General features: G+C 29.4%; 13 protein-coding genes. 10 read left to right on the forward strand and 3 right to left on the reverse strand.

Features of this window, described 5'->3' with window-relative positions; all coding sequences use genetic code 11:
• Nucleotides 1-71 precede the first annotated feature (71 nt).
• The 10 genes from PG913_RS00935 (at nt 72) to PG913_RS00980 (ending at nt 13,762) form a co-directional block, all read left to right on the forward strand.
• The gene (locus PG913_RS00935) at nt 72-1,112 is read left to right on the forward strand and encodes a cytochrome-c peroxidase (protein ID WP_271231220.1); all 1,041 of its coding nucleotides are present in this window, start codon (nt 72-74) and stop codon (nt 1,110-1,112) included.
• Nucleotides 1,072-2,070: a transporter gene (locus tag PG913_RS00940; protein ID WP_271231221.1), complete on the forward strand. Its 999-nt coding sequence runs from the start codon at nt 1,072-1,074 to the stop codon at nt 2,068-2,070. Before PG913_RS00935 ends, PG913_RS00940 begins: the two co-directional genes overlap by 41 nt.
• A gap of 61 nt (nt 2,071-2,131) precedes the next feature.
• Entirely contained in the window at nt 2,132-4,474 is a 2,343-nt protein-coding gene (locus tag PG913_RS00945; RefSeq protein WP_271231222.1) for a TonB-dependent receptor, read from the forward strand.
• Nucleotides 4,475-4,527: 53 nt separating this feature from the next.
• A complete protein-coding gene (locus tag PG913_RS00950) occupies nt 4,528-5,763 on the forward strand; it encodes a PepSY-associated TM helix domain-containing protein (protein WP_271231223.1) in 1,236 nt (411 codons plus the stop codon).
• A gap of 107 nt (nt 5,764-5,870) precedes the next feature.
• Nucleotides 5,871-6,413, forward strand: a complete 543-nt coding sequence (locus PG913_RS00955; RefSeq protein WP_271231224.1) for a DUF2911 domain-containing protein — start codon at nt 5,871-5,873, stop codon at nt 6,411-6,413.
• 155 nt (nt 6,414-6,568) lie between these two features.
• On the forward strand, nt 6,569-9,886 hold the full coding sequence (locus PG913_RS00960) for a class I tRNA ligase family protein (protein ID WP_271231225.1): 3,318 nt from the start codon (nt 6,569-6,571) through the stop codon (nt 9,884-9,886).
• An 86-nt stretch (nt 9,887-9,972) separates the two neighbouring features.
• Nucleotides 9,973-10,593 carry a hypothetical protein gene (locus tag PG913_RS00965; protein ID WP_271231226.1) on the forward strand — a complete coding sequence of 207 codons (621 nt, stop codon included), beginning with the start codon at nt 9,973-9,975 and terminating at the stop codon, nt 10,591-10,593.
• 76 nt (nt 10,594-10,669) lie between these two features.
• Complete coding sequence (locus PG913_RS00970; protein ID WP_271231227.1) at nt 10,670-11,629, forward strand: hypothetical protein; 960 nt, start codon at nt 10,670-10,672, stop codon at nt 11,627-11,629.
• Between the two features lie 52 nt (nt 11,630-11,681).
• Entirely contained in the window at nt 11,682-12,890 is a 1,209-nt protein-coding gene (locus PG913_RS00975; RefSeq protein WP_271231228.1) for a GNAT family N-acetyltransferase, read from the forward strand.
• A 2-nt stretch (nt 12,891-12,892) separates the two neighbouring features.
• Nucleotides 12,893-13,762: an acyl-CoA thioesterase gene (locus PG913_RS00980; RefSeq protein ID WP_271231229.1), complete on the forward strand. Its 870-nt coding sequence runs from the start codon at nt 12,893-12,895 to the stop codon at nt 13,760-13,762.
• Nucleotides 13,763-14,022: 260 nt separating this feature from the next.
• On the opposite strand, the gene recJ is transcribed toward PG913_RS00980, so the two are convergent.
• The 3 genes from recJ to mscL form a co-directional block, all read right to left on the reverse strand.
• On the reverse strand, nt 14,023-15,708 hold the full coding sequence (recJ, locus tag PG913_RS00985; protein ID WP_271231230.1) for a single-stranded-DNA-specific exonuclease RecJ: 1,686 nt from the start codon (nt 15,706-15,708) through the stop codon (nt 14,023-14,025).
• A 19-nt stretch (nt 15,709-15,727) separates the two neighbouring features.
• Nucleotides 15,728-16,153 carry an OsmC family protein gene (locus PG913_RS00990; protein WP_101931586.1) on the reverse strand — a complete coding sequence of 142 codons (426 nt, stop codon included), beginning with the start codon at nt 16,151-16,153 and terminating at the stop codon, nt 15,728-15,730.
• A 185-nt stretch (nt 16,154-16,338) separates the two neighbouring features.
• On the reverse strand, nt 16,339-16,740 hold the full coding sequence (mscL, locus tag PG913_RS00995) for a large conductance mechanosensitive channel protein MscL (protein ID WP_271232108.1): 402 nt from the start codon (nt 16,738-16,740) through the stop codon (nt 16,339-16,341).
• Nucleotides 16,741-16,775: the final 35 nt, after the last annotated feature.

Raw genomic sequence — 16,775 nt, forward strand, 5'->3', positions numbered from 1 at the left:
CATTACATTAAAAAATTATCGATTATGTAATGTTGTTGGTTCTATTTTAATCATCCTAAATATTTATACAAATGAAGAAGATTCTACTATTTATAGTTAGTATCTGTCTTTTTACAAGTTGTAATAAAGACCAAGGAGTTTATGAAAAAGTTCCATTAGCTTTTGAAAAACCTAGTAATTTTCCAGAAATAAAATATAACTTAGATAATAATCCGTTAACAGAAAAAGGATTTGAGTTAGGTAAAAAATTGTTTTATGAAGGGAAATTATCTTCTGATGGAGTAGTTGCTTGTGCATTTTGTCATCAACAAAAATTTGCATTTACACATCATGGGCATACTTTTAGTCATGGAGTTGATAATAGAGAAGGTACTCGTAATGCACCACCTATACAGAACATGGCGTTTCAAAGTCAATTTGCATGGGATGGAGCTGCTTTTCATCTAGATTTATTTTCGATAATTCCTATAACGAACCCTGATGAAATGGGGGAAACAGTTACCAATATTTTAGCTAAATTAAAGCAAGATAAGGCTTATGAAAATTTATATTCTTTGGCTTTTGATGATGGTAAAATAAATACAGAAAATACTTTAAAGGCATTATCTCAATTTATGATTATGATGGTTTCTTCAAACTCGAAATACGATAAATATGTTAGAGATGAAGAAGGTGGAGTTTTTACTGATGATGAAAAAGAGGGTTTAAAACTATTTGAAAACAAATGTGCTTCTTGTCATAAAACAGCTTTATTTACGGATGATTCTTTTAGAAATAATGGTTTGCCAATTAATCAAGAAATTAACGATTTAGGTAGAATGCGTGTTACTCTTTTAGAAGATGATAAATTTAAATTTAAAGTTCCTAGTTTAAGAAACATAGCATTAACAGCACCTTATATGCACGATGGTCGTTTTGGGTCGTTAAAATCGGTACTTAATTTTTATGCTAACGGAGTAGAAGAAACTACAAATTTAGATCCATTATTAAAACACTCAGATGGTAGCTTAGGTATTTTAATGTCTGCCAATGAGAAAAATAAAATTATTGCATTTTTAAACACATTAACTGATGAAGAATTTATTAAAGATAAAAGATTTGCTGAAAATTAAAAAAACATACTTGTTATTTTTTACTTTATTAACTACAGTTATGTATTCAGAAAATCCTTTTCCTTCTGATTACCGTCTTTTTTTAGAAGAAGATTGTGATGCTTGTGGTTGCAGTAATAATGGAGGTAGTTTAGGCATGGGAGGTATTCTTGAAAATAATTTTATTGGAGTTAGGTATTTACATCAACAATATGAATCAAAAGATGGTATTTTTAATAATTCGCCTAAAATAGAAGAATCATTTAATACCATGCAAATTTGGTCACGTATTCCAATTACATCAAAATTAGATGTACAAGTATTTGTTCCTTATCATTTTCATACTAGAAATTATATTGATAAATCTACTCAAATAAGCGGTTTAGGAGATGTAAGTTTATTTGCAAATTATACGTTAATTAATCAACAAAAAGGAGCGTATAATGAAACTTCAGATAAAGTAACATCAACAAATCATTTGTTAAAAATAGGAGGGGGGATAAAACTTCCAACAGGTAGTTTTAATGAAAAAAATAATAATGCTATTAATCCGAGTTTTCAATTAGGAACAGGAAGCGTAGATTATATAGCCAATGTACAATATGTATACAAGTATAATAAATTAGGAGTTACAAATTATGTAAATTATTATTATAAAACAATCAATAAAAAAGAGTATAAATTTGGAAATCAATTCAATTTTAACAGTGCTTTTTTCTATGTTTTTAAAGATAATCAAAAGCATTCTTTTGTACCTTCTTTAGGTGTTTCAGGTGAGTTTTATCAAAGTAATGAAAAATTTAACTTAGAGATAAAAAATACCAAAGGACATGCTTTGTTTACAAATATTGGTTTTGAATATAATACAGAAAAAATAACTTTTGGAGCATTAGGAATGTATCCAATAAATCAAAATTTAGCTCAAGGAACTATTGATGTAAAGTATAGAACAAGTTTATACTTTAATTATAATTTTTAAAGAATAAAAAATATTAATATTTAAAATAGATACTTAAATATCAATAGAACAAAATACAATAATGAAAAAAACAATAATAATTTTATTCATAGCGCTTTTAGTGCCTATGATTAATGGTTTTGCACAAATAGTATATAAAGGAAAAATTACTGATAAAAATAATAACCCTATTATAGGAGCTACTATTATTTCTAGTAATAATAAAGGAACAGCTTCTGATTTTGAAGGTGGTTTTTCTATCAAATTAAAAAATCCGAAAGTAAAAATTACAACAGTTGGATATCAAACAAAAATTGTAACATTTTTAAATAAGTTAAACACAATTCAATTAGAAGAAGACTTAGAAAGTTTAGAGGAGGTAATTATATCAGCAAGTAGAGAGGTTCAAAAACGAAAAGATATTCCTGCAGCAATTGGAATAGTATCTGAAAAAGATATTGAAGAAACAAAAGCTTTTGGAATCGAACAGTTGGTAAATCAAGTTCCTGGAGTGTATATGAGTACTTCAATGGCGGCAAGTAATGAACAACATATGATGGCTATTCGTAGTCCGATATCAACAAAATCGTTGTTTTTATACTTAGAAGATGGTTTGCCGATTCGTCCTGTTGCGGTGTTTAATCACAATGCTTTGTTGGAAATGAATAGTACTGCTTTTGGTAGAGTTGAGGTAGTAAAAGGACCTGCATCGAGTATTTATGGAAGTGAAGCTATTGGAGGAAGTATTAATTTTATGACTAAAAATCCGAGAAAAGAATTCGGAGGATCTGTCGATATTGAAGCAAATACTTTAGGATTACAAAAAATAGGAGCAGAAATATCAACAACAGTTTTAGATAAACACGGTTTTTATGTAGGTGTACATAAAATACGTCGTGTAAATGGATTACTTGAACATTCTGATTATGAAAAATTTGCGATTACTTTTAAAAATGTAAACGATTTTTCTGAAAATTTACGTTGGACAAATACTGTTTCTTTTATCGATTTTCGTTCAGATATGGGATCAAGTTCTTTATCCGAAGAAAATTATTTAGCAGGAAAATATAAGAGTAATCACACGTTTGCAGAAAGAGTTGCTACAACTTTACGTTTTCGTACTACGTTAGATAAAAAATGGAATGAGAACAATAAAACGTCTTTTAATTTTATCTATAGAAATAACGAAATGAATCAAATTCCTTCTTATAGAATTTCAACAAGAAGTCCGTTTGGAGAAATTAATTCGAATAAATTTACAAGTGCAGTAGGGCTTGTGCAACATAAAATAGACTTTAATTTTGCTGATGCTTCTTTAATTGTTGGTGGTACTGTTGATTATTCTCCGCAAGATTATTATGCCAAGAAAATTGAAGTAACTTATAATGAAGATACACAAAAGTTTGTTAGTTATAAAATGACTGATTTGTATAATATGTTTTATCAGGCTGATATTTTAAATTATGCAACTTATGCTCAATTTGAAATTTCGCCGTTAGATAATTTGAAATTAACAGCCGCGGTTCGTTACGATGGTTTTAGTTATGATTACGATAATAAAGATGAAGGAGCTTCAGGAGTTAATGACCAAAAAGTAACTTATAATAATATTTCGCCTAAAGTTGGATTAAATTATAATATCACTAATAAATCAGGGATTTACTCAAATTATTCAAAAGGATTTACTCCGCCACAAATAGGTTCGTTATTTAGAAATAGCGGTATTGAAGGAGAAGTTTACAAATTAAAACCAGCAAATTTTGATAATTATGAAATTGGAGGATATGTTACTGTAAATTCTGAGATTAAATTAGATGTTGCTGTATATCGATTAGACGGTAAAAACAGATTAGTTACAACTTCTGATGATAGCGGAAATTATTTACAGCAAAATGCTGGAAAAACTCGTTCGCAAGGAGTTGAGTTAGGTTTTAATTGGGAAATATTAAATAACTTAACTTTTGATTATAACGGAAGTTATGCATCACATAAATATCTTGATTTTTATGAGGCTGTAAAAGATAATAAAACAAAAACATATTCAAAAATTGACCATTCAAATACGGATATGCAAACTGCGCCAAATTATATCGCTTCAATGTCGTTAAAATATAAGCCTATTGATAATTTATTATTGACTTTACAGCACGAGCAAATAGGAAAATATAATACTAGTTATGAAAATCAAGTAGTAATTGGAGAAGATACTTTAGGAAACGATATTATGGGAACGGCTGTTTATGATGGGCATCATCTTTTTAATTTAAAAGCTGTTTATACTTACAAAAAAATTGATATTTGTGCACAAGCTTTAAATATTTTTGATGAATTATATTCTACAAGAGCTTCTTATCGATATGGTAAAAACTCTTATAGTGTAGGTGCTCCAAGAGCATTTCATTTTGGAATGAAGTATAACTTTTAACACGAAAAAACTTCTTATCTATTAAGATAAGAAGTTTTTAAATTTTTTATAAAATGAAAAATAGAAAACTAAATCAATGGCTTTGGAAATGGCATTTTATTGCAGGAATTATTTCCTTGCCTTTTATATTGGTGTTATCTATTACTGGAGCTATTTATTTGTTCAATCCAGATGTAGAAAGTAAAGAGGTTGCAAAAATTCAAGACGTTGAAAATTTGCATAAAACACCAATTTCGTATCAACAACAGTGGGAGAATGCTAAAGAAAAATTAAAAAAGAAACCAAGTTCAATGGTTATTAATACAAATCCTGATAAAGCAACAGCATTTATTTCAGGTAGGTTCAGTCATAAAACAACAGTTTTTGTAAATCAATATACAGGTGAAGCTACAGGAACTTTTAGTCCTAAAGATACTTGGATGTACACCGTTAGAAAATTACATGGTGAGTTATTAGGAGGCAAAATAGGAACTAAAATTATTGAGTTAATTGCCAGTTGGATGGTGGTTTTAATTTTAACAGGAATCTATATTTGGTGGCCATTTTCTAGTGGGATAAAAGGTGTTTTTACAATCCGATTTAAAGAAGGAAAAAGAATTTTATTTAGAGATTTACATGCTGTTACAGGTTTTTGGATGTCTCTTTTATTATTACTTGTTTTAGCGGGTGGTTTACCTTGGACAGATGTTTTTGGAAGTAATTTTAAATGGGTTCAAAAAGTAACCAATACAGGATTTCCTAAAACATGGAGCGGACGTGGTTTAACATCCGAAGTAAAAGAAAAAAGAATGACCATTGAAGAAATGGTTGCTATTGCAAATCAGCAAAAATTACAAGGAACTGTTAGTATTGGTTTGCCAAAATCAGCAAAAAGTACTTTTAGTGTTTCGAATAGTACTTTTCCTTTAGATGCTCAAAAAAAGTTGCATTTCGATCAGTATTCAGGTAAATTAATAAAAGAACATACTTGGAGCGATGTCGGGTTTTTAATGCGTGGCAGAATGTGGGTTATGGCATTTCATCAAGGGCAATTTGGTGGTTGGAATTGGTGGTTGATGTTTGGCGTTGCTGTGGGTTTAACATTAATGACTGTTGCAGGTTTATTTTCGTATTTATATAGAAAACAAAAAGGAAGTTGGTGTATTCCAAAAGTATCATCTCAATTTAAAGTAGGGAAATCAATTTTATTGATATTGGTGTTATTAGCTATTTTATTACCTGTTTTTGGTGTGAGTCTAATTTTGATTTTAATCGTTGAAAAACTTTTTAAATTTAAAAAAACTCATTAAAACTACTTTTAACAAAAGTATAGCTAATGATTACGGAATAGTTTTTGTAAGTATTTGTAATTTTGAAGACGAAATAGTCATAATAACAACTTTTAAAATAATTTATAATGAAAAATAGAATCTTTCTTACAGCGGTTTTAATGCTTACAGTATTTTTTTCTAATACTGTAATGGGGCAGAAATTTGAAAAATTAGATAGAAGCCCGATGGATGCCGCAAGTTATCCAAGTAGTTCTCGTATTTCAGATAAATTAGTGAAAGTAATTTACAGCCGTCCGCAATTAAAAAGAAGAGCTATTTCTAAATTAGCACCGAATGAAAAAGTTTGGAGAACAGGAGCTAACGAAGCTCCAGAAATTACGTTTTATAAAGATGTAAATTTTGGAGGTAAAGAAGTTAAATCAGGAACTTATACTTTGTTTACGATTCCTGGGGATAAAGAATGGACGGTAATTTTAAGTACAGCAAAAAATGTTTGGGGTGCTTATTCTTATAGTGAATCTGAAGATGTGGTAAGAGTATCGGCTACTATTTCTAAATCAAAAAAATCGATTGAAGCATTTTCAATTGTATTCAACGGACAAGAAAATGATGCAATCATGTATTTAGGATGGGGAAAAGTAATTGTATCTGTACCAGTAAAAGGATAATCATAAGCGATTAAATAATAGTAAAAAACTAGGTTTGAAAATCATACGATTTTTGAACCTAGTTTTTTTTGCTTCAGTTTGTTTTTATTAGCAATAAATAAACAAATATATTATTTAAAATAAACGTAAATTTGTAGCTTCTTAAACGAAATACAATGCAATATAATCATCAAGATATAGAAAAGAAATGGCAACAGTTTTGGGCAGATAACCAAACATTTAAAGCCAGTAATGAATCAGAGAAACCTAAATATTATGTGTTAGATATGTTTCCTTATCCTTCAGGAGCGGGTTTACATGTTGGGCATCCTTTAGGATATATTGCATCTGATATTTATGCACGTTATAAGCGTCATAAAGGATTTAACGTATTGCATCCGCAAGGATATGATTCTTTTGGTTTACCAGCAGAACAATACGCAATTCAAACAGGTCAGCATCCAGCAATTACTACCGAAACAAACATTAATACGTACCGTCGTCAGTTAGATACTATTGGTTTTTCTTTCGATTGGTCTCGTGAGGTGAGAACTTCTAGTCCTGAATATTATAAATGGACACAGTGGATTTTTATCCAATTATTTAATTCTTGGTATAATAAAGATTCTGATAAAGCAGAAGATGTTTCAACTTTAATTTCAGTATTTGAAACGGAAGGAAATGCATCTGTAAATGCAGTTTCAGAAGAAGATATCGCAGTTTTTTCTGCGGAACAATGGAATGGTTTTTCTGATAAAGAAAAAGAAGCTATTTTATTACAATATCGTTTAACTTATTTATCTGATACCGAAGTAAACTGGTGTCCAGGATTAGGAACGGTATTGGCAAATGATGAAATTATAAACGGAGTATCAGAACGTGGTGCGCATCCTGTAATTCGTAAGAAAATGACCCAATGGTCTATGCGAATTTCAGCATATTCACAACGTTTGTTAGATGGTTTAGAAAACATCGATTGGCCACAACCTTTAAAAGATAGCCAAACAAATTGGATTGGAAGAAGCGAAGGAGCAATGGTAACTTTTAAAGTTGATGCTTTAGAAGTGGAAGCTGGTGTAAAATTATCGTTCAAAGAATTAGAGGCATTAAAAGAAATGCGTTTAAACTTATCAAAGGCAGAAGAAGTTCTTTGGAATGAATTAAAAAATAAAAAAGGAGCATCAAAATTTAGAAAAAAATATACTATTGGTACATTTTTAGTAGATTATGTATGTTTAGCAAAAAATATTGTTGTCGAATTTTCTGGTAAAGAAGACGAAGCAGCAAGAACTACGTATTTTACAAACGAAGGACTTCATATAGTTCGTTTTACAAATGAAGAGGTTTTAGAAAATGTTTTAGGTGTTGTATCTAAAATTAATAATACCATTCAATTTGCAAAACCTCTTGAAAAATCAACAGTTGAGGTAGCAGAAACAGTAGTACAAAACGATTATAAAATAGACGTTTTTACTACAAGACCTGATACTATTTACGGAGTATCTTTTATGACACTAGCTCCAGAACATGAGTTGGTAACTAAAATTACAAGTGAATCTCAAAAGAAAGCTGTTTATGCTTACATAAAAGCAACAGCAAAGCGTTCTGAAAGAGATAGAATGGCAGATGTAAAAACTATTTCAGGAGTATTTACAGGAGCATATGCTTTACACCCATTCACAGGAAAACAAGTGCCAATTTGGATTGGTGATTACGTATTAGCAAACTACGGAACAGGTGCAGTTATGGCAGTTCCTTGTGGTGATCAACGTGATTATGACTTCGCAAAAAACTTCGGATTAGAAATTCCTAATATTTTTGCTGATGTTGATATTTCTGAAAATGCTCATGCAGATAAAGAAGGAACAAAAATTGCAAATTCTGATTTCTTAGATGGTTTATCATATAAAAAAGCCGTGAAATTAGCTATCTATGAAATGGAAAAGCAAGGTTTCGGTTTTGGAAAAATAAACTACCGTTTACGTGACGCTGTATTTAGTCGTCAGCGTTATTGGGGAGAGCCTTTTCCAGTTTTTTATAAAGATGGAATGCCACAAATGATTGACGCAAAATACTTGCCAATCGTTTTACCAGAAGTTGAAAAATATTTGCCAACTGAAGATGGAAAACCACCTTTAGGAAATGCTGAGGTTTGGGCTTGGGATACTGAGAAAAATGAAGTAGTTTCTAACGATTTAATTAATAATGAAACTATTTTTAATCTAGAATTAAATACAATGCCAGGTTGGGCAGGAAGTTCTTGGTATTTTAATCGTTATATGGATGCTACAAATGATGGAGAATTTGTAAGCAAAGAAGCGGCTGATTACTGGAAAGAAATCGATTTATATATTGGAGGTTCTGAACATGCAACAGGACATTTATTATATGCTCGTTTTTGGCAAAAATTCTTGTTCGATAAAGGAGCTTTACCTGTTGATGAGTTTGCTAAAAAATTAATCAATCAAGGAATGATTTTAGGAACATCAGCACTTGTTTATGAAGCATTGTTTGATGGTAAAAAACATAATTTATATGTTTCAGCTGATTATTTTCAAGGAGAAAATCAAATAGAAGATACAGAAGCCGATGATAAATTAGGTTCTCGATTACATAAAAAATTAGTCGAAGCAGGTTTAACAGAAGAAACAGAAGAATCTTTAACGTACAGACCAATTCATATTTGTGTAAGTACTTTAGAAGGAGATATCAATATAAATATTGATAAATTAAAAGCTTGGAGATCAGAATTTGAAACAGCAGAATTTGTTTTTGGAAGAGATAATCAATTTGTTTGTTACAGAGAAGTTGAGAAAATGTCTAAATCGAAACACAATGTTGTAAATCCTGATTTAATTTGTGAAGAATTTGGTGCAGATGCATTACGTTTATTCGAAATGTTTTTAGGTCCTTTAGAACAAACCAAGCCTTGGAAAACTTCAGGTATTTCAGGAGTATATTCTTTCTTAAAGAAATTATGGAAATTATATGTTGGCGAAGAAGGAGTTATTGTAACAGAAGCTGAACCAACTAAAGAAGAGTTAAAGGTTTTACACAAAACAATTAAAAAGGTAGAAGAAGATATTGAGAATTTCTCTTTCAACACTTCGGTTTCTACTTTTATGATTGCTGTAAACGAATTAACTGCTTTAAAATGTAATAAACGTGCAATTTTAGAGCCAATATTAGCTTTAATTTCACCATATGCACCACATATTGCGGAAGAATTATGGAATCAATTAGGACATGAAGGTTCAATTTCAACTATTGATTTTCCAATATTTGAAGCATCTTATTTAGTGGAAAGTTCTAAAAATTATCCAGTTTCTTTTAACGGAAAAATGCGTTTTACTTTAGAGTTAGCATTAGATTTATCAAAAGAAGAAATTGAAAAAATTGTAATGGCTGATGAACGTACAATTGCACAATTAAAAGGAGAAACTCCTAAAAAGGTAATTATTGTTCCTGGAAAAATAATTAATATTGTAGGATAATACTTAAAATATAAAATATTTAAAAGCCACAAACAAATTTGTTTGTGGCTTTCTTTTTTTAGTTATTTTCGTTAAAAAATATAACTATGAAATTACTTAAAATCATTTGCTTTTTATTCACTTTTACTTTATTAACAAATTGTGCTTCTGGTTATAAATCAATTAATCCAGCTAGTTTAAATTATTTATCTAAAAGCATTGATAACGGTGTTATTCTTGAATATAAATATGAATTATTAAATAAAAAATATAAGAAAAAAGAATTAGCTAAGGGTATTAAGTTAATTGCAATTAAGCTTACAAATAATTCGAATAAAGATTTAACTTTTGGTGAAGATTTAAAATTGACTTATGATGACGGTACGGGTTTATATATTATGGAAAATGAATTGATTTTTAAATCGTTAAAACAAAGTGTTACTTCTTATTTATGGTATTTATTATTAACACCACTTAATATTTATACAACAAGTTATAGTAGCCGAGGTTATGAAGAAACTAGTTCAACACCTGTTGGTTTAATTATTGGTCCAGGATTAGCAGCAGGAAATATGATTGCTGCAGGTTCTGCAAATGAAAAATTTAAAAAAGACTTATTAAACTATAATATTAACGGTACTATAATTAAAAAAGGAGAAAAAATATCAGGATTAATTGGTGTAAGGTCTGATAGCTATCATAGTATTAAAGTTCGTGTTTTAGAATAATTTTTAATAGAAATAACGATAAATGGTGATGTATAATAATTTTATACATCACCATTTTTTATATAATAAATATTTTATGAGTAAATTATCGATTAAAAGTTCTTGGCTTTTTTTATTAATACCTATCGGAATTATTTTTTTTGTAGTTACACCACAGCTTCAAAATCAATATGAAAGATATAACAATAATCAAATAACGCTTCAAAATGATATTCGCACTTTAGATTCATTAAAGCAATCAAAAAAATTAAATCGAAAAGGTACACATCTACTTAAAAGATTAGAAATTACGGTTGCTGTTCATCAAAAAGTTTATGGAAAACAAAAATTTCTATATTATAAAACAGGTGGAATGTTACTTGTTTTAGTCTTTATGGGAATCGGTATGCTAGTAACAAGTTATCTTTCTAATAGAAAAAAAACATCCTCTAAAAACAAACAAATCGATTTTACTTTTGATGATTTTAATACCGATGAAATAGGAAGAAGTATTTCGTGGGATGGTTTAGAAAGTTCAGGAAGCAATTTTGCCAGTGAAACATTTAAAAAAACAGCACAAGGTTATAAAATAACAGGAAGTTCGTTTACGAAAGTTTTTGCGTGGAGTTTTTTATTGATAGGATTAAATTATGTAGCTGTTTCAATTTATGAATATTATCAAACTTCTGATATTCCGCTTACTTTTATGAAAGGCGGAAAATTATTTTTTACATCAGGAGGTGTTTTCTTAATTGTAGGAGTTATTTTATTATTTATGTTTTCTCCAAAAGCATATATATACACCCGAAAAAGAAAAATTATTGTTGGAGGAGAATTATTAACTTTTCAACAAATACACGCCTTACAGGTTTTAGAAAAATTTATATCAGGTAACAGCTCTTCGGGAAGTTATTTTTCTTATGAATTAAATTTAATCACTAAAAATGGAGAACGTTATAATTTATTAAATCATGGTGATAAAACCTATATTTTAAGCGATATGATGAAAATAAGCAAATTATTAAATGTATCCGTTTGGAATAATGGCGTTGTATAACATCGATTAAATAAACTTTTAGTAATTTAGATTTCAAATAGAACCAAAACCTGTGCATATTTTATCTTGTAATAAACAAACTTTAAATGTTCGATATTTTTATAATATCAATGAAATATCAACGAATATTTGGCAACAATTAAACTGTACTAATAACTGGTATTTTCATCCGAAGTATTTAGAAGCTTTACAGCAAAACAACTCAAAAATACAATTTGCATACATTGTTTTGTTTGATGAAAAAAATAGTGCCGTAGCTTTGGCGACCATTCAAATTGTCGATTTTTATTTAGATAGCGTTCAAAATGATATGCAATCTATTGTACATTGGGTAAAATGTACAGGACGAAAATTAGGTTTTTTATCTCCAGAAAAAACATTTAAAATTCTCACTTGCGGAAATACTTTTGTAAGTGGTGAACATGGAATTTTTATCAAAAAAAATCAAAATAGAAATGAAATTCTTCCGCAAATAGCCGAAGCAGTATTAGAGTTTTCTAATTTAAAACCTCAAAATACAGCCGATGCTTTTATGCTAAAAGATTTTGAAAATAAATCATTGTTTAGTAAATCAGTATTAAAAGAAGAAAGCTATAATTCTTTTAATGTAGATCCTAATATGGTTTTATATATATCCGAAAATTGGAATTCTTTAGATGATTATTTAGCAGATTTAAAAACAAAATTTAGAGTAAAAGCCAGAAAAGCATTCAAAAATAGTGCTATTTTAAAAACAGAAGATATTACCGCAGATAGATTGAAAGATTTATTTCCTGAAATGACGGAGTTATATAAAACAGTTTCTAGTAAAGCGAGTTTTAATTTAGGTGATTTCAATTTACAAACTTTTCAAACTTTAAAAGATAATTTAGGCGATGCTTATTTTTTAAAAGCCTATTGGTTAGAAGATAAATTAGTTGGTTTTTTATCAGGAATTTTTAATCAAGATTCACTAGATGCTCATTTTGTAGGTATCGATTATCAGAATAATAAAGAGTACGCTATTTATCAGCGAATGTTATACGATTATATTTCTTTAGGAATAGAGAGTCAAGTAAAATCAATAAATTTTGGAAGAACAGCTAGCGAAATAAAAAGTTCAGTTGGTGCTGTTCCTCAGGATTTAACCATTTATTTACGACATAAAAAAACGATTACAAACAGTATTTTAAGTTTGTTTTTGAAAAAAATTCAACCTTCGGAATTTAAACAGCAATATCCTTTTAAAGAGAAAAAATTACTATCAGAAGTTAAATTATAACTATGAAAAATACAGCAGAATTATTAAAGATATTAATGCTAGAAAATCTAGGAAACAATAATTTTAATGGAATAAGTAAAGATATTGGAAGTCCAATTGTATTTGGCGGACAAGTTTTAGCACAGTCTTTAAATGCAGCTTATAGAACGGTTTCTGATGAGCGTATTTTACATTCCTTGCATTCGTATTTTTTAGAAGCTGGAAATTTAGAAGTGCCGATAAAATATAATGTACAAGTAATTCGTGATGGCGGAAGTTTTTCTACTCGAAGAGTTACAGCAACTCAAGAAGATAAAACTATTTTTATTTTAGCATGTTCTTTTCATAAAAAGGAGGAAGGTTACGAACATCAAAAGCCAATTAAAAAAGACATAAAACAGCCTGAAGAATTGTTAAGTTGGTCGGATATGTTAGTGCAATTCAGCGATTTTTTACCTAAAAAATTAAAAGCTTTTTTAAGTATCGAGCGACCTGTCGATTTTAAACCTGTTCATATAGTAAATCCTTTTGATTTAAAAGATTTGCCTCCCGTGGTAGATGTTTGGTTTAAATTAAAAAATGCTTCTCAAGATTTAAACTTAGCTTTAAAGCAACAGATTTTAACGTATATTTCTGATTATAATATTTTAACGACTTGTTTAAATCCGAATGCGAGTGTTGCTCATTTCGGAAATACGCAAATGGCAAGTTTAGACCATTCTATGTGGTTTTATCGTGATTTCGATTTTAATGATTGGTTATTATTTTCAATCGAAAGCCCTAATACATTTGGCGCTCGTGGTTTTGCAACGGGTAATATTTACACTCGAAAAGGCGTTTTAGTGGCTTCCGTGGCACAAGAAGGTTTGATGCGTGCTATCAAAAAGAAGTAATAATAAAATCAGAATTATATAAAAAAGTTTAAAGGTTTTTTGAAGCAATTTCCCGCTTTCCGCACTCGCTTTTTTTTGAAGAAAAATCAAAAAAAGAGCTGAAACAACTGCTTCAATCGGGGCTAGGCATTTGTACTAAAAATTAAATTTTGAAAATAAGAAATAACATTCGTCAACCTGAATTTATTTCAGGTTTGCATCCTAATTTTCCATAGTTTTCATGTTGATGTGATGCTGAACTAAATTCAGCATGACGATAATTATTTTATATCTTTTAAAAGCAGTTGAATACTTGTATTTCCGTTCCAAGTATTTTCATCTAGTGCGTATGCAATATCAAATTCATTTTGAATTAAAGGTAGTTTTTTTCCTAAACTAAAACCAATAGAATTATAAGTTCGATTATCAGCTCCATAAATAATATTCAGTTTTAAATGATTTTTATCAGCTCCTACTTGTTTTCCATAACCATTATCTCTAACGGCAGTTGTAGAAAAAGTAGGTCTCATATTTAAAGGGCCAAAAGGTGCCATTTGTTGAATAATTCTAAAAAACTTAGGAGATATTTCTGATAAATCTAATTCGGCGTCAATACTAATTTCAGGAATTAATAAGTTTTTATCGATAGTGTTTTTTACTACTTCTTCAAATTTATTTTTAAAATTCTCGTATTGTTCAGGGACTAAAGTTAAACCCGCAGCATATTTATGTCCACCAAATTGTTCAATAAATTCTGCACATTGTTCTAAGGCATTATATACATCAAATCCTTTTACTGAACGGGCAGAAGCGGCTAATTTATCGCCACTTTTTGTAAAAACTAAAGTAGGTCTGTAATAAGTTTCAATTAATCTTGATGCTACAATTCCGATAACGCCTTTGTGCCAATTTTCATCAAAAACAACTGAAGTAAATTTTTCAGTTTCATTATTGTTTTCAATTTGAAGTAAAGCTTCTTCTGTAATTTTTTTGTCGAGTCCTTTTCTATCAGCATTAAATTTTTCAATTGCTGAAGCAAATTCAATAGCCGAATCAAAATCTATTTCGGTTAAAAGTTCCACGGCATAATTACCGTGTTTCATTCTACCAGCTGCATTTATTCGCGGAGCGATTATAAAAACAACATCGGTAATGGTTAATTCTTTTTTATCTAATTGATGAATTATTGCTTTAATTCCGTTTCGTGGTTTTGAATTAATTACTTGTAAACCCCAATAAGCTAAAGTTCTATTTTCGCCAGTCATTGGAACAATATCGGCAGCAATTGCAGTGGCTACCAAATCTAAATACGGCATTAAATCATCAATAGTTTGATTTCTTTTTGATCCTAAAGCCTGAATCAATTTAAAACCAACGCCACAACCACATAATTCATCATAAGGATAAAAACAGTCTATTTGCTTCGGATTTAAAACAGCAACAGCCTTCGGAATTTCTTTTCCAGGTTTATGATGGTCGCAAATAATAAAATCGATGTTTTTTTCGGTAGCGTAAGCAACTTTATCAATGGCTTTAATTCCGCAATCTAAGGCAATAATTAAAGAGAAATCATTGTCATCAGCAAAATCAATTCCCATGTAAGAAACTCCGTAACCTTCGGCATATCTATCAGGAATATATGTAGCAACCTTCGGGTGAATTGTTTTTAAATAAGAAGAAAGTAACGAAACAGCTGTTGTTCCGTCTACATCATAATCTCCAAAAACCAAAATATTTTCGTTGTTTGCAATGGCTTTTTCAATTCGTTGTACGGCGATATGCATATCTTTCATTAAAAAAGGGTCGTGCAAATCATCTAAAGAAGGACGGAAAAATTTTCGAGCTTTATCAAAAGTATCAATATTGCGTTGTACTAAAATTTTAGCCAATGTTTTTTCAACAGATAACTCTTTAGCTAATTGATTTACTTTTAATAAATCGGGTTCTTTTTTTAAAGTCCAACGCATATTTTCTGATACTTATTTGTTATTGATTATGAAAATGAGATGTAATTTTTACTTCGGCAAATTTTCTAAACATTTCCATTACACCACAATATTTATCTACAGATAATTGTACTGCTTTATTAATTTTATCTTCATTTAAATCAGTTCCATAAAAATGATAATCAACAGTAACTATATGATAATATTTAGGATGTTCTTCGGTTAACTCGCCAGTAACTTCCATTTTAAGGTCAGTTATTGAAGTTCTCATTTTATTTAAAAGAGGAATAATATCTAAACCCGAACAACCTGCTAATGCAGATAACATCATTGCTTTAGGTCTTAAACCATCGCTATTACCGCCATTTTCTTTTCCTGCATCTATAAAAACTTTGTGCCCACTAGGGTTGTCTGTTTCAAATTGCATGTTTTCTTTCCAAACTGTTGTAACTGTATGCGATGCCATATTTTGTTTTTTTAATACAAGCAAATTTAATAAAGACTCAACAAAAGTTGTTGAATATTTACACAAACTTACTGTTAAACTTAACTTATAAATATATTGATAAGTAAAAAATGGATTATTTTTTATAAAATAAAAAGGCGATAAAAATAATTTTATCGCCTTTAATATAGTAGTTAGTAGTTATATTACTTTTTTAATAAGTCTCTAATTTCAGCTAATAAATCTTCCTGACTTGGTCCTTTTGGAGCTTCAGGAGCAGGTACTTCTTTTTTCTTTAAAGCATTCACACCTTTTACAACCATAAACATTACAAAAGCAACAATTACAAAATCAATAACATTTGTTAAAAATTCTCCATAAAGAATAGCAACTTCACCAGTTACTTTTCCTGCTGCATCAGCAATACCTTCTTTGGCGATGTATTTCAAATCTTTAAAGTTCGCGTTAAAGATTAATCCGATTAAAGGAGATACAATTCCACCTGTAAAAGAAGTTACTACTTGTTTAAAAGCAGCACCCATAACAAAACCGACAGCAATGTCGACTAAGTTACCTTTCATTGCAAAGTCTTTAAATTCCTTAAGCATACTCATAATTTTTTGATTTAATAGTTAATACTTTG

It is taken from the genome of Tenacibaculum pacificus, from assembly GCF_027941775.1.
In the GTDB taxonomy this organism is placed as follows: domain Bacteria; phylum Bacteroidota; class Bacteroidia; order Flavobacteriales; family Flavobacteriaceae; genus Polaribacter; species Polaribacter pacificus_A.

Coding starts and splice junctions, on each gene's coding strand:
- PG913_RS00955 (WP_271231224.1), top strand. CDS start 5,871: ATGAAAAATAGAATCTTTCTTACAGCGGTTTTAATGCTTACAGTATTT.
- PG913_RS00945 (WP_271231222.1), top strand. CDS start 2,132: ATGAAAAAAACAATAATAATTTTATTCATAGCGCTTTTAGTGCCTATG.
- mscL (WP_271232108.1), bottom strand. CDS start 16,740: ATGCTTAAGGAATTTAAAGACTTTGCAATGAAAGGTAACTTAGTCGAC.
- PG913_RS00965 (WP_271231226.1), top strand. CDS start 9,973: ATGAAATTACTTAAAATCATTTGCTTTTTATTCACTTTTACTTTATTA.
- PG913_RS00980 (WP_271231229.1), top strand. CDS start 12,893: ATGAAAAATACAGCAGAATTATTAAAGATATTAATGCTAGAAAATCTA.
- PG913_RS00990 (WP_101931586.1), bottom strand. CDS start 16,153: ATGGCATCGCATACAGTTACAACAGTTTGGAAAGAAAACATGCAATTT.
- PG913_RS00940 (WP_271231221.1), top strand. CDS start 1,072: ATGAAGAATTTATTAAAGATAAAAGATTTGCTGAAAATTAAAAAAACA.
- PG913_RS00970 (WP_271231227.1), top strand. CDS start 10,670: ATGAGTAAATTATCGATTAAAAGTTCTTGGCTTTTTTTATTAATACCT.
- PG913_RS00960 (WP_271231225.1), top strand. CDS start 6,569: ATGCAATATAATCATCAAGATATAGAAAAGAAATGGCAACAGTTTTGG.
- PG913_RS00935 (WP_271231220.1), top strand. CDS start 72: ATGAAGAAGATTCTACTATTTATAGTTAGTATCTGTCTTTTTACAAGT.
- recJ (WP_271231230.1), bottom strand. CDS start 15,708: ATGCGTTGGACTTTAAAAAAAGAACCCGATTTATTAAAAGTAAATCAA.
- PG913_RS00950 (WP_271231223.1), top strand. CDS start 4,528: ATGAAAAATAGAAAACTAAATCAATGGCTTTGGAAATGGCATTTTATT.